11 protein-coding genes are annotated in these 13,682 nt (G+C 48.4%); 1 reads left to right on the top strand and 10 read right to left on the bottom strand.

The genetic code is table 11. The features are described from left to right. Nucleotides 1–54 precede the first annotated feature (54 nt). Nucleotides 55–309 carry a 30S ribosomal protein S20 gene (gene rpsT / locus BVJ53_RS01820; protein WP_010488569.1) on the top strand — a complete coding sequence of 85 codons (255 nt, stop codon included), beginning with the start codon at nucleotides 55–57 and terminating at the stop codon, nucleotides 307–309. 157 nt (nucleotides 310–466) lie between these two features. Here rpsT and holA read toward each other — a convergent pair whose 3' ends face one another. From holA to typA, 10 genes are all read right to left on the bottom strand, one after another. After that, entirely contained in the window at nucleotides 467–1,516 is a 1,050-nt protein-coding gene (holA, locus tag BVJ53_RS01815; protein ID WP_129300896.1) for a DNA polymerase III subunit delta, read from the bottom strand. Next, on the bottom strand, nucleotides 1,503–3,707 hold the full coding sequence (locus tag BVJ53_RS01810; protein WP_129300895.1) for a ComEC/Rec2 family competence protein: 2,205 nt from the start codon (nucleotides 3,705–3,707) through the stop codon (nucleotides 1,503–1,505). Before BVJ53_RS01810 ends, holA begins: the two co-directional genes overlap by 14 nt. Further along, on the bottom strand, nucleotides 3,704–4,363 hold the full coding sequence (locus BVJ53_RS01805) for a helix-hairpin-helix domain-containing protein (protein ID WP_129300894.1): 660 nt from the start codon (nucleotides 4,361–4,363) through the stop codon (nucleotides 3,704–3,706). The genes BVJ53_RS01810 and BVJ53_RS01805 overlap by 4 nt, the downstream gene beginning before the upstream one ends. Nucleotides 4,364–4,456: 93 nt before the next feature. Further along, nucleotides 4,457–5,545, bottom strand: a complete 1,089-nt coding sequence (locus BVJ53_RS01800; protein ID WP_167470152.1) for a SepM family pheromone-processing serine protease — start codon at nucleotides 5,543–5,545, stop codon at nucleotides 4,457–4,459. Further along, nucleotides 5,523–6,026: a pantetheine-phosphate adenylyltransferase gene (gene coaD, locus BVJ53_RS01795; protein ID WP_129300893.1), complete on the bottom strand. Its 504-nt coding sequence runs from the start codon at nucleotides 6,024–6,026 to the stop codon at nucleotides 5,523–5,525. The genes BVJ53_RS01800 and coaD overlap by 23 nt, the downstream gene beginning before the upstream one ends. Then, on the bottom strand, nucleotides 6,019–6,585 hold the full coding sequence (rsmD, locus tag BVJ53_RS01790; RefSeq protein WP_129300892.1) for a 16S rRNA (guanine(966)-N(2))-methyltransferase RsmD: 567 nt from the start codon (nucleotides 6,583–6,585) through the stop codon (nucleotides 6,019–6,021). The genes coaD and rsmD overlap by 8 nt, the downstream gene beginning before the upstream one ends. Next, nucleotides 6,572–6,919, bottom strand: a complete 348-nt coding sequence (locus BVJ53_RS01785) for a YlbG family protein (RefSeq protein ID WP_129300891.1) — start codon at nucleotides 6,917–6,919, stop codon at nucleotides 6,572–6,574. Before BVJ53_RS01785 ends, rsmD begins: the two co-directional genes overlap by 14 nt. Before the next feature lie 17 nt (nucleotides 6,920–6,936). After that, nucleotides 6,937–10,374: a pyruvate carboxylase gene (locus BVJ53_RS01780; RefSeq protein WP_129300890.1), complete on the bottom strand. Its 3,438-nt coding sequence runs from the start codon at nucleotides 10,372–10,374 to the stop codon at nucleotides 6,937–6,939. Further along, entirely contained in the window at nucleotides 10,367–11,539 is a 1,173-nt protein-coding gene (locus BVJ53_RS01775; protein ID WP_129300889.1) for an FtsW/RodA/SpoVE family cell cycle protein, read from the bottom strand. The genes BVJ53_RS01780 and BVJ53_RS01775 overlap by 8 nt, the downstream gene beginning before the upstream one ends. 298 nt (nucleotides 11,540–11,837) lie before the next feature. Then, nucleotides 11,838–13,682, bottom strand: a complete 1,845-nt coding sequence (typA, locus tag BVJ53_RS01770; RefSeq protein WP_010488589.1) for a translational GTPase TypA — start codon at nucleotides 13,680–13,682, stop codon at nucleotides 11,838–11,840.

Genomic DNA, 13,682 nt, shown 5'->3' with positions numbered 1-13,682 from the left:
TCTGTTGAAACTTATGCAGTTTTATCATAATCCACTGTTGGAGGTGAACATCTCATGCCACAAATCAAATCTGCAATCAAGCGTGTTAAGACACAAGAAGCCGCTCGCGAACGCAACATCGCCCAGTTGAACGCAATGCGTACTGCTGTTAAGAAGTTCAAGAGTGCAACCGAACAAAATGCTGACAACAGTCAGGATCTTTACAAGGCAGCAACTCGTGCCATCGACATGGCAAACAGTAAGGGCCTCATCAAAAAGAACAAGGCAGGCCGCGATAAGAGCCGTCTTTCAGCCTTACTCAACAAGTAATCAAGCGTTAAGCCAATTTAAAACAGCTACCGTGTGTTTTGCGACACATGGTAGCTGTTTTTTTGATGTTATCGTCTTTGGCTGATAGATGAAGAACCACTTTACCGAGCCAGCCGCAATATTCAGACGGTGCTTACCTTTAGATTAAGGTACTGGATTAGCGCCGTCTGTCGTGATGCCCAACTGTTGACTGGCCAGTATACTTAAGCATAAAAAGCTCAAACGCCAATTCCTTATCAATGGTCCCGGTTTTCATGGCAGTTTCAGTATCGACCAAACCACTATAAGCCTGGGCTAACTGATGATAAGGCAATCGATCTACTTGTCGCAATGCCAGCTTGACGCGATAAGGATGAGCCTTGAGCGTTGTGGCAATGTTCCCTTGACCATACCCTTTTTGAGCCAACAGCTTAACTTGCAATAACAGACGAAATTGGCCAAGCATCAAGGCATTTAGCCGAATCGGTTCTTCCCGTTGTGCTAGCAGATCACGATATAACGCCAAAGCGTCAGCTGCATGTTTGCGTAACACATCCGTTACCAAATCAAAGACGCGGTCATTGAGTTGCTTGGGTACAAGTGCCGAAACGGCCGAAACGGTTAACGGACTACCATCACTAGCATAAGTCAAAAGCTTGCGTACTTCACCCATCATGATGGAATACTGGCCATTCGTACGCTGCACAAGTGTATCCAACGCCGGTGGTTCAATGCTGACTTTATGTTGCCTGAAAATTTGTGCCAGCGCCATTCGGGCAGACCGTTCATCAAGCGGAGCCGCATCAACAATTAATGCCGCTTTTTTCAGGGCTTTCGTCAGTCGCTTACGTTCATCCAGCTTTTTGTAAGGCGCTACCAATACCATCATGGTTGACGGAACGGGGTGTTCAAAATAGGCCTGTAATCCGGTAAGATCGTGGTCAATTTTTTCCGTGCTTTTTTCGCCGGTTAAAAAGTAAGGTGAATCAATGACGACTTCCCGATAATCGCCGAAAAACGGCATCGAAGTCGCATCATCTAAGGCCACGCCAACGGGTGTCTGATGCATATCGTAACGACCAAAATTCATTGCCTTTTGATCTTCGGGAATCATGTTGGCAATCGCTTGTTGCGCTTGTTCGCGCAGTGCCTGTTCTTCGCCAAGAATGAGCGTCAGCGGCGGGCGATCGCCATTTTTTAGATGTTTGATAAAATCACGGACCTGCATGTGCCTTTGACTCCTTTATTTTTAACCAACTGAATAATTCGTCTTCTTGACGATAGGGACTCGATTCGACCCATATCATGCCTTGCTCATGCGTGCTGACCGCTGGCACGCCGGCTTTGGCAAACGTCTCAAGCGTCTCCCGATGCGGGTGGCCATAACGATTGGCAACTCCTGCAGAAATTAACGCTGCCTTTAATTCTAAACTTGCAACAACGGCAGGTTCACTGGAGGTTTTTGACCCGTGATGCCCTGCTTTTAAAAAATCGGCCTTAAGTTGGCGTGGCAAAATCTGTGACTTTTCAATTGTCTGGTCAGCATCGCCAGTAAATAACCAGTTGCTTTTGCCTATTTTACCATAGAGCACAATCGAATCGGCGTTCTTATCTTGTGGGTTTGGGCGGGCGTCTTCCGTCGGCCAAAGCACTTGAAACCCAAGTGCGCCGGCCCGAAGCCATTGATCGGCAGTCACAACCTGCATCGTCGCCACGTGCTGCCGAATTTTGCGAATCATGGGATGGTCCTGCGCAGTTGGTGTCGTCACTAGGCGATTGATTGGCATGAGTTGCGCCAGTAATGGGGCATCCCCTAAATGATCCATATGCGCGTGGGTCACCACCAACGTGTTTAAGCGCGTGTATCCGCGCGCATGCAGGTAAGGAATAATTGCCCGCCTAACAGGTGGATGACTGGTTTGGCCAAAAATTCGGCCGCCTGTGTCAATCAACATCACCCCACGGCGAAAAGGGGCTTCGATTAAGATGGCATCCCCTTGACCGACATCAAACATCACCACCCGATAATTCGGCTGATACCAACAACACGCCAGAACAACCACAAACCAACTAACAGCTAATGGCCACTTCTGTCGGGTAATGACGATGACCATCACAAGCACACCGGCAACAGCTAACCAACTAGGAAAAGCGCCGATGATCATTTGTCCCGGCATTCGGCTCAGTCCGATCAACACAGTCTCCAACAACTGAAGAGCATCGTTAAACAGACGCGTCACCCCTGAATGTGGCAATGCCAAAGCCACAACCAAGCCGGGCATAATCGCCAATTCAAAAATCGGCATCAATAACCAATTAAAAATCACTGTCAGCACATTAAAACTAAACGTATGCCAGGCAATAACCGGCATGCCAGCCAGTACCAGCCGCCAATTTAACTCCCATTTACGCATGGTCGGCAAACTAATAAGTAAGCCAGTCATTAAATAGGTTAGCTGCCCACCCATCGTCATTAAAATTTGCGGCTGCCAAATCAAATTCACCATTAGCACCATGCCAAATAGATCCAGACCGGTAAAGCCTAGCTGAAGGTAACGATTGACGATCCCCGCTAACCGCATCCAAACAGCGCGCCACAAGCCAGCCCCCAATGGCAGCAAGATCAGCAAAAGCGGCAACAAGCCCATCAGCGCCAAATCAACAACACCTTGGGGTATCCGAAGCCGGGCAGCCAACCAATACAGCGCCGCGACTAATGCAAACAGATGTAATCCGGATATGGAAAAAAGATGGAAAACACCTAAGTCGACAAACGCCTGCCGCTGGGTCATAAAATCATCATCCATTTGTCCCAATAATAGTCCCTTGGTATATTGGCGTACCTTAGGCGGCAATTGAGCAAAATAAGCGAAGATCCGAACCCGCCACCCGTCAATGATATCTTGCAGTTGCTGTTTCGGCTGAAATGAAAAATCTAAGGTCGGTTTGACTAACTCATACGCAAGTTGTCGATTCTGCCACGCATACGTCGCATAATCAAATTCATATTGATTGCGTGCTGGAGCTAACCGCTTGACGTCGTAAGAGCCCTCTAATCGCACCGGCTGATCATTCTTTGACAACTTACCAGCGACCGCTTGGGAGGCCGTTCCCCGGCCGCTGACACTGACGCCGTTAGCGGCTCGACCGATAAAGCTAACATATCCATCTTTAAGTTTGATAGCCGAGGCCGGGATGGCGATGCTGCCATGTGGTTGAGGCGGATGGCGCCACTGAAGGACGTCCATAACGCCGCGGCCCAAGCCAATCACGAAAAACAAACCAACACAGATAAAAATCGTTCGATCCGTTTTAATGACCAGCCAAACGACCAATAACCCAGCCACCCACCAAAATCCAACGCCGCCCATGATGCCGGCAAGTAAGGCAACTGTCACTAATATAAGCCGGCCGCTCATGGCCCCAGCGTAAACTGTGGTGCCAGGGTTTCAAACGTTTTATCGCCGATTCCCGGCACTTCCTTGAGCTCTGCAATCTCCTTAAAGCCGCCATGACTATCCCGATAATTAATAATATCGGCGGCTTTTTTCGGCCCGATCCCGCTAATTGTCTGCAACTGGGTGGCGTCAGCTTTATTGAGATCAACAGCACCTCCGCTACCGCCCTTGGTCTTCGCGTCGCCGGTTGAAGCAACACTGGAAGTTGCCGTGGCAGCCGGCGCAGCAACCGTCTCCCCTTTTTCCGGCACATGCAGACTTTCCTGGTCACTGGCAATTTTGGCTAAATTAATTTGTTGCATATCGGCATTTGCCGTTAGCCCGCCAGCAGCCTTAATGACTTCATCCCACCGTGTGTTTTCCCGAACCGGATAAATACCGGGACGCAAGACCGCTCCTTTAAGATGCACAAATCCTTGCGATGGCCGACTACGACTACTTGCACTGCCAGAAGAACGGGACATCATGACTTGAGAACTGCCGCTAGCACGCACATTCTCCGCCATTGGTTGGCTAGCCGAACTGCCTTGTGCCTGTTGCCAAAAAAAGAACCCGCCAATGATAATGATTAAAGGCGCGTACCAGTATGTTTTGAGCCAATACGTCAGTGTCGTCATTTTTCTCACCTCAACAACACATTACGCAAGGCAAGTAAAAAGAACCGTCAAATTGACAGTTCCCGTTTAAAGTTATGCGATTGAGCCGCTAAATTAATTGGCCGCTTTTGCATAATTTTCCATGTATTGAATGACATCGCTAAGGGTTTTGACCGGTACGATTTTCATCTTGGTTTTGATTTGCTTGGCCGTCCGCACCGCTTCCGTGTAGTTGTTGACATAATTCGGATCATAATGCTTCAACTTTTTGGTGGCAGGCTGATTCGGGGCAAAGAAAACTTTGGCTCCTTTGGCATCTGCGGCGACCACCTTCTTATCAATGCCGCCGATTTGCCCAACATGGCCAGCCGGATCAATAGTACCGGTTCCGGCAATCACCTGTCCGCGACGCAAATTCTGATGGGTGATCTGGGTATAGATCTGCAAGGCAAACATGGTCCCGGCACTTGGGCCGCCAATATTCCCCACATCAATCTTAACTTTAGGATCGCTGGTGACAGTGGTGTTTTCGGTCAGTGTGATACCAATGCCAGCGCGCTTGGTTTGCGGTAAGCGAATCAACTTCGCCGTAGCCTGTTTGGTCTTGCCTTGATGTTGATACGTCAGCGTAATGGCCGTCCCAACTTTTTGCGACTTAATTGCGTTCACATAAGCATCGGCGGTTTGGTATGATTTACCATTCAATTTGGTAATGGTGTCACCGAGAGCCAACTTTCCCTTGAAGGGTGACTGCGGCAAAATTGACATCACATAAATGCCGCGATGGTGGATCTGATACGGTTTCTTGGCGGCTTTGAACGCTGCTGCGACGGCATTATTGGCAGCACTTTTCATATAATACGCCTGCAACTGATCGTATTCAGCGCTACTGTCATTGCCCATCAATTCCTGCTTGGAGACGATATCGGTGTGGGCCTGCGTTTTGCTAAACAGCAATAACGCCGGTGAAGCGGGACCAACCACGCCAACTGTCGTTAACATGTAACTTCCCTTGGCATTATCCTTACTGCCGGCGACTTTAACATAAGGCTTCAACGACTCCGCCGAACCTGGCACTTCCAAATAATAATTGGTCGGGAAGAAAAGAAGCGCAGCCAAGACAACAACGCCAACCAAAATGCCAATGAGCCACCGCCAGCGTTTTTTCTGTTTTAACCGGTTAGTTAGTTTGATGAGGCTCACCTAGTTTCTTATATAAGGCTTCTTCGACTGGTGCCGGCACAAACCGATGAATATCGCCGCCAAACGCTGTGACTTCCTTAATAATCGTACTGGACAAGGCATCGTATTGCTTATCCGCGAGCAAAAAGACCGTTTCAATCTGACTATCCAGGTCATGATTAACCGTGGCAATATCGGCCTCGTAACCAAAATCAGCAACGTTGCGAATCCCGCGAATGATAAACTGGGCACCAATTGATTTGGCAAATTCAACCGTCAAACGCTTAGGAGCCGCTACAGCTTTGACATTCGGCAAATCGGCGGTACTAGCCGCAATCAACGCCAATTTTTCTTCACTTGAAAACAGCGGCTGCTTACTAGTATTCGTCATCGCGGCCACAACGACTTCATCAAACAATCGACTGGCACGCAAAACAGTATCCAAATGACCATTCGTAAACGGATCAAAGCTGCCGGGAAATACTGCGATTTTTTTAGTCATGATCTTCCTCGTTTCGCTCTAAAATCAAAACCTGGGCCACACCATAAGTCTGGCGCCGTAACTTCGTGTATCCGGGAATGATCTCAGGATAAACAATATCCAGTCCAGTTTCAACCAAGACTCGACCTCCGGGTACCAAGAGATGAGCGGTGACAAACGCAGCCAACTGGGCGATTACATGTTGCTGTGCATAAGGTGGATCCATCAAAATGAGATCAAACGATTGCTCAGCAGCAGCAAAATGGTCGATTGCTTTGGCTACCGGCATCTTTAAGATCGTAAAACTTTCTGGATGTTTGGTCAGCGTGACATTGGCTTTGATGGTTTTGATCGCCGCGTATTGACGATCTACCAAAACCGCGTCACGCATCCCACGCGACACCGCTTCGATTCCGAGTGCGCCGGTGCCGGCATATAAATCAAGAGCATGTCCGCCATCAAAATACGGTCCAATCATATTAAACATGGATTCTTTGACTTTATCAGCTGTCGGTCGTGTCTGGTTGCCCGAAACCGCGTTCAATCGCATGCCGCGAAATGCTCCGCTAATGACTCGCATGATGATCCCCTTTGAGCTTGTCACTTGTCATCCGATCGCGCCGCCGCTGTTTGGCTTTGGTTTCCAGATCTTCTTCTGTCGGCTTGAATTTGCCGATATCGCTGCCGAATTCGGTTTTTAGTTCCGGCCGATGTGATGGCTCGACCCGCCTAACAAACCGCAGCTTATTTAACTTATTGCTAGTTGCCGCAATTTCCTCGCGATCCATATACAAATAAACGTATTTCATACGCCGCGAAACATACATGATAGTGCCGTAGCGCCGCAAAGTCTTCAGTTGTTTGAGCGAATACACCCAAACAACCAACCCTTGCCGCTGTTTCATTGAAAACATGCTTTCACCTTCTAAAATCACTGCTTGGTGGCACCGGGCTGAAGTTTAGCCAACAGTTCCTGACTTTTAATTAACGCGCCTGCTTCAACATACAGGTGGGTAACGGTTCCGGTAAACGGTGCGTGGACGGTCGTTTCCATTTTCATGGCTTCAATGACAAACAACGCATCGCCCTTTGAAACCTGTTGTCCCTGCTTGATTGCGACTGAAACGATTTTGCCAGCCATCGGTGCACCGATTTGGTTCTTGTCGGTCGGTTCTGCTAGCTGATGTTGCAATCCGGCACTCTTTTGGTGGGCATCACGAATCTGGATTTCCTGTTTTTGCCCGTCAACCGTGAAATAAAGGGTCTTCATACCACTGGCATCCGCCGTCCCGATAGCATTCAACTGAATAATCAACGTTTTGCCGGCCTTGATCGGCACCGAAACGGTTTCACCAATTCGCATGCCCTGGAAATAAGAAGGCGAGTCAAGTTTAGTTACCGGTCCGATCTGCTTCTGCTTGCGAACAAAGGCTTTGAAAACATCCGGATATAAAATGGCACTCAAAACTTCTTCAGCGCTTGGTTCAGTCATGCCTGCCGCGATCAAATCCTGGCGAACAGCGTCGAAATCTACCGGCTTAGCCAGTTGACCCGGTCTAACCGTCAGCGGTTTTTGCTCTTTGAGAATTTTTCCCTGTAAATCTTTAGGAAAACCGCCAACCGGTTGGCCTAAATCGCCTTTGAAAAAGTCAACCACGGATGCCGGAAAATCATATTGTTCTCCATGGTTCCTGACCATTTCCGGTGTCAAATGATTCTGCAGCATAAACAGCGCCATATCACCAACTACTTTTGACGACGGGGTTACCTTAATGATATCGCCGAATAACGTGTTGACTTGCGCATACATGGCCTTCACGGCTTCAAAATCAGTAATACCCATGCTGCGGGCTTGTTGTTGCAAATTGCTGTACTGGCCACCTGGCATCTGAACAGTATAAATATCGGTCAGCGGCCCGGTCACCCCGTTGCCAAAGTCGGCATAGTATGGCCGGATTGCCTGAAAATAACGATCCAACGACTGGGCTTTTTCAATCGCCACTTCAGGCTGACGCTGGTCGCCACTTAGAGCATAGTAGAGACTTTCCAGACTTGGCTGACTGGTTGTCCCTGAAAAACTACTTTGAGCGACATCAACAATGTCAACCCCAGCATGCGCGGCTGCCAAGTAAGTAGCAATTCCGTTGCCGGTCGTATCATGGGTATGCAAGTGAATTGGTACCGAGACAGCATCCTTTAACGCCCCGATCAAGATCGAAGCCGCCTGTGGTTTAAGCAGGCCCGCCATATCTTTAATTGCAATCATATCCGCACCGGCATCGACAAGTTGCTTGGCCAACGCCACATAATAAGCCAATTGATACTTTGGATGGGCATCGCTTAAAATATCGCCGGTGTAACACATCGTTACTTCTGCAAGTTTACCGGTTTGTTTGACGGTATCAATACTCAGCGTCATTTGCGGCAGCCAGTTCAGACTGTCAAATATCCGGAAAACATCGATGCCGTCATCGGCTGCTTGTTGAATGAAAGCTTTAATCACATTATCAGGGTAATTCTGGTAGCCAACGGCATTGCTACCGCGGAACAGCATCTGTAACAACGTATGCGGTAAAGCTGCACGAAGTTTTTTCAACCGTACCCAGGGATCTTCATTCAAGAATCGGTATGCCACGTCAAAGGTTGCACCGCCCCATACTTCCATTGAAAACAGATTAGGCAAACCGTTGCCCATATCCTTGGCGACCGTCAGCATATCGCGCGTTCGCATGCGGGTGGCAAACAGGCTCTGGTGAGCATCGCGAAACGTCGTATCTGTCAACAATAGCTGTTGATGGTCCTTCACCCAATCAGTGACACCGCTCGCGCCTTTGTCGTTAAGCAGTGCCACTAAATCAGTCTGCGGCTTGGTTGTTTGAAAATGGCTATCGTATTGCAGCTCAGGATAATACTTTTGGGTTTGGCGCTCAACGCCTTTAAACCCATTGATCGTCACATCACCGATATACCACAACAGTCGGGAAGCCAGATCAGGTTTGGCTTGCACCTGCAGCAACTCAGGATGGGCATCAATGAATGCTGTTTCCGTCTCGCCGGTTCGGAAGGTTTTTGTTGCCAGCAGATGCTCTAAGAAAGCAACGTTGGTTTTTACACCAGTAATTTGAAATTCATGTAAGGCGCGCTGCATTTTTGCTACGGCTGTTGGGAAATTCGGTGCATGAACGCTGGCTTTTACCAGTAACGAGTCAAAATAAGGGCTGACGACGGCGCCAGCATATGCATTACCAACATCAAGCCGAATGCCAAAACCGCCCGGAGAACGATAAGTATTGATGGTTCCGGTATCCGGCATGAAATTGTTTTCCGGATCTTCAGTCGTAATCCGACACTGAATCGCAGCGCCATTTTCACGTAGCTGGTCTTGTTGCGGCAAGTGCAAATCGTCGAACAAGTCCGCTCCGGCAGCGATTCGTAGCTGCGACTGAACAATATCGACACCCGTGATGAGTTCCGTAATCGTATGTTCCACCTGAACGCGAGGGTTAACTTCAATAAAGTAATACTGATCGCCGTCAACCAGAAATTCCACGGTACCGGCGTTTTCATAATGCAGACTTGCCATCAAGTCCACAGCGCTTTGGCAGATCTTTGCACGCAAAGCAAGCGGCAAGGCAACTGCCGGCGCAATTTCGACGACTTTTTGCTGGCGGCGCTGTACGGAGCAATCGCGTTCAAATAGATGCAGAAGATGTCCGTGCTCATCGCCCAATACTTGCACTTCAACGTGTTTTGCCGAGGCAATGTACTTTTCAACGTACATGCGATCATCGCCAAAACTAGCCTTGGCTTCATTAACGGCATTTTGATACACCGCTTCCAGCTCGGCTTCGGAGTGAACGATACGCATCCCCTTACCGCCGCCACCGCTGGCTGCTTTAAGCATCACCGGGAAACCGTGCGTTGCAGTAAAATCCTGAATCTCGCTGAAATCACGCGTTGGCTCGGGTGTCCCCGGAATCGTCGCCAGCCCGGCTTTGTGTGCTGCTTCTTTGGCTGCCACTTTATCGCCGAACACATCAAGCAGCTCCGAGCGGGGACCAACAAACGTCAAACCTGCAGTCCGAACTTTACGGGCAAACGTTGCATTTTCAGAAAGCAATCCATAGCCCGGATGAATCGCATCTGCCCCACTTTGTTTGGCGATGCGAATGATATCATCCATATCCAGATAAGCGGCAATCGGCGTTTTTCCTGCGCCTACTTGATAACTTTCTTGAGCTTTGAACCGATGAATCGATAAGGCATCTTCTTTGGCAAAAATGCCAACGGTCTTGAGGCCCAACTCCTCACAAGCACGAAAAATCCGAATGGCAATTTCGCCACGATTCGCGACTAAAACTTTATGCATGCGTTTTCTCTACCTTTCGTTGCGTACGTTCGCTATGATAACTGATATTGAGCATAACTCCGATTGCCATCGACAAAACAATCATACTTGACCCGCCATAACTGATAAACGGCAGCGTGACCCCAGTAACGGGTAATACACCGGCGACTGCACCAACGTTGAAAACTGTTTGAACCAACATCATGGTTGCAATGCCATAAGCAATCAGGGTGTGATACGTATTTTTGGAACGAATGCCAATCAAATAAAACCGCATCACCAAGAAGAACAGTAAGCCCAGTATGGTCACCGTGCCGACTAAGCCCAACTCTTCTGCAATGACAGCCAAAATGAAATCAGTATAAGGTTCAGGTAGATAGCCCAGTTTTTGGCTGCTCATCCCCAACCCCACACCGAACAAGCCGCCATGATTAATGGCATAAAGCGAATTAACCACCTGATTACCGGCCGCATTCGCCTTCTGAAAGGGATGAATCGCGGCAACCAACCGCTGATAAGCATAATTATGTTCCAACCCTGGAAAATGATAATGCGACACAATATAATATCCCAAAATGCCTGTGGCAACTAGCATAAGCAGCCAAAGTAAGCCATAGCGCATTGGAATCCCGCTTGACATCACCACCACCAGCGTAATCAAAAAGAGAATGGCGAAGCCGCCAGTATCCGGTTCGACAAAAACCAGCAACATCATCATGCCAGCAATAAAAAGCGGTTGCCACATCTGACGTAGCCGAAAATTTTCTTGTCGAAAGCTATCTTCGCGCGATGTCAACATATGTGCCAGATAAAAAATCAATATCATTTTGGCAAACTCTGATGGTTGTAAGCGAAAACTGCCAATGGAGATCCAAGCAGCCGCCCCGTTGACCGCCCGTCCGTGGACAATTAAGTATGCCAGCATGACAAACAAACCCGACATCAAGACAAATAGCACCCACCGATTGCGCAAAATCTTAAGGGCCATATTGTAAAAGAAGAACACGGTTCCAATCCCGAGCACCACGAAAACAATTTGTTGCAATAAGTATTTAGTTTCTGCGACACCATATTGCCGTTGCACCCAATAAGCACTAGCGGAATAGACCATCACGATCCCGATGGCACACAGAATCAGATACGGTACCAAAATGAAGTAATCCACATGGCGTAATTTTTTCCTCAAGAAAAACGCGGCCTTTCAAGCATTGATTGGATTTATTATAGCATACCGACTACGACCACCAAGGCGCTATCAAAACAGTTATTGCTAAGTTTAACTTGTTTTAACTTAATTTTAGGCACGTCAAGGGTAACAACCAGTAGCCATTTTTGCTGACTTCACGCAACGTAACGGTTCGGAAACAGCTAGTTTGGCGAGCTCAGCCGCAGGACGGTGTTAGCTCTGCTCTTTTTGGCAGCGCCATACGTCCATTGATGTCCAAAGAAAAAACCGTCAAAAATGGCGGTTTTCAGAAAACAAACTATTTAGATGCAGCAATCTTTTTACGCTTAGCTGCCTTTTGACGTTCGCCAGTGTTCAGGATCTTCTTACGCAAGCGAATATTCTTCGGCGTTACCTCACAATATTCATCATCATTCAAGAATTCGATGGACTCTTCAAGCGTCATTTTCTTTGGCGTCTTGATCGCAGCTGCATGGTCTTTCCCGGCAGCACGCGTATTGGTCAGGTTCTTCCCCTTGGTGACATTAACGGCAATGTCATTTTCGCGGGAGTTTTGGCCAACAATCATGCCTTCATATACTTCGGTTCCGGCATTGATGAAAAGTTGTCCACGGTCTTCAACCGACTGCAAGCTATAAGTGGTTGCAGTGCCAGCATTAATCGAAACCAAGGCGCCTTGGGTACGGCCAGGTTCCCAGTTTTTGATAACCGGTGCGTACTTTTCAAACGTATGGTTCATAATCCCGTAACCACCAGTGGAAGACAAAAATTCAGTCGAGTAGCCGATTAAGCCTCGAGAAGGTGCTAGGAAAGTGAGGCGGGTTTGCCCGTTGCCTTCATTTTCCATGTTCTGCATTTCGCCTTTACGTTGGCTCATCGCGTCGATAACCGTACCGGTGTACTGTTCCGGCGTATCGATCTGTACGTTTTCAAACGGTTCCATCATCACGCCATCGATATCGCGATAGATAACTTCTGGCCGGCCAAGTTGCAACTCGAAACCTTCACGCCGCATTTCTTCAACCAAAATGGACAGATGCAGTTCCCCACGACCGGAAACCATCCAGGCACCGGCCTGATCGGTATCGTCAACACGTAACGACACATCGGTCTGCAACTGGGACTTCAAGCGTTCTTCCAGTTTGCGCGCGGTGACATTTTTACCCTCACGACCGGCAAACGGGCTGTCATTGGCCACAAACATCATTTGCAGCGTTGGCTCGTCAATCCGCAAAATCGGTAACGCTTCTGGCGTATCAGCAGCCGTCACAGTCTCACCGACAAAGATGTCATCCATCCCGGAAACAGCAATCAGATCACCGGCTTTAGCGGAATTGATTTCAGTTCGGGTTAACCCGAAGAAGCCAAATAATTTCGTCACGCGGAAATTCTTTTGCGAACCATCTAGTTTCATAACGGTAACATTGTCGCCGATTTTAATCTTGCCACGGAAAATCCGGCCAATACCGATTCGGCCAACATAATCGTTGTAGTCCAGCATTGCCACCTGGAATTGCAACGGTTCGTCACTGTTGTCGATTGGTGCAGGAATCGTTTTGATAATGGTATCAAAAAGTGGGTTCATTGTGTGCTTCTGCGTTGACAAGTCGGAATCCATGCTGGAAGTCCCGTTAACGGCGGAAGCATAGACCACAGGAAATTCCAACTGGGCATCATCGGCACCTAATTCGATGAACAATTCAAGTACCTCGTCCACAACTTCTTCCGGACGTGCACCCGGACGGTCAACCTTGTTGATAACCACGATGGGGGTCAAATGCTGTTCCAGCGCTTTCTTCAAAACAAAGCGCGTCTGCGGCATCGGGCCCTCAAAAGCATCGACAACCAGCAAAACTCCATCGACCATCTTCATAACCCGTTCCACTTCACCGCCAAAGTCGGCATGTCCCGGGGTATCAAGAATGTTGATCGTTGTGTCGCCATACTTCACCGCGGTGTTCTTACTCAGGATGGTGATACCGCGTTCCTTTTCAATGGCGTTGGTATCCATCGCCCGATCTTGTAATTGAATGTGTTGATCAAGTGTATCTGATTGTTTAAGCATCTCGTTAACCAAAGTCGTCTTCCCATGGTCAACGTGGGCAATGATCGCAATATTGCGAATATCGTCACGTGTTTTCAC

This window comes from Lacticaseibacillus chiayiensis, from assembly GCF_004123795.1.
GTDB lineage: Bacteria > Bacillota > Bacilli > Lactobacillales > Lactobacillaceae > Lacticaseibacillus > Lacticaseibacillus chiayiensis.
Note: the sequence above shows the minus strand (reverse complement) of the source record. Positions and strands in the feature narration are given on the sequence as shown.

What these genes read in the sequence shown, in the direction of transcription:
- BVJ53_RS01785 (WP_129300891.1), bottom strand. Translation starts at nt 6,919, where the DNA reads ATGTTTTCAATGAAACAGCGGCAAGGGTTGGTTGTTTGGGTGTATTCG.
- coaD (WP_129300893.1), bottom strand. Translation starts at nt 6,026, where the DNA reads ATGACTAAAAAAATCGCAGTATTTCCCGGCAGCTTTGATCCGTTTACG.
- BVJ53_RS01780 (WP_129300890.1), bottom strand. Translation starts at nt 10,374, where the DNA reads ATGCATAAAGTTTTAGTCGCGAATCGTGGCGAAATTGCCATTCGGATT.
- BVJ53_RS01810 (WP_129300895.1), bottom strand. Translation starts at nt 3,707, where the DNA reads ATGAGCGGCCGGCTTATATTAGTGACAGTTGCCTTACTTGCCGGCATC.
- holA (WP_129300896.1), bottom strand. Translation starts at nt 1,516, where the DNA reads ATGCAGGTCCGTGATTTTATCAAACATCTAAAAAATGGCGATCGCCCG.
- BVJ53_RS01805 (WP_129300894.1), bottom strand. Translation starts at nt 4,363, where the DNA reads ATGACGACACTGACGTATTGGCTCAAAACATACTGGTACGCGCCTTTA.
- rsmD (WP_129300892.1), bottom strand. Translation starts at nt 6,585, where the DNA reads ATGCGAGTCATTAGCGGAGCATTTCGCGGCATGCGATTGAACGCGGTT.
- rpsT (WP_010488569.1), top strand. Translation starts at nt 55, where the DNA reads ATGCCACAAATCAAATCTGCAATCAAGCGTGTTAAGACACAAGAAGCC.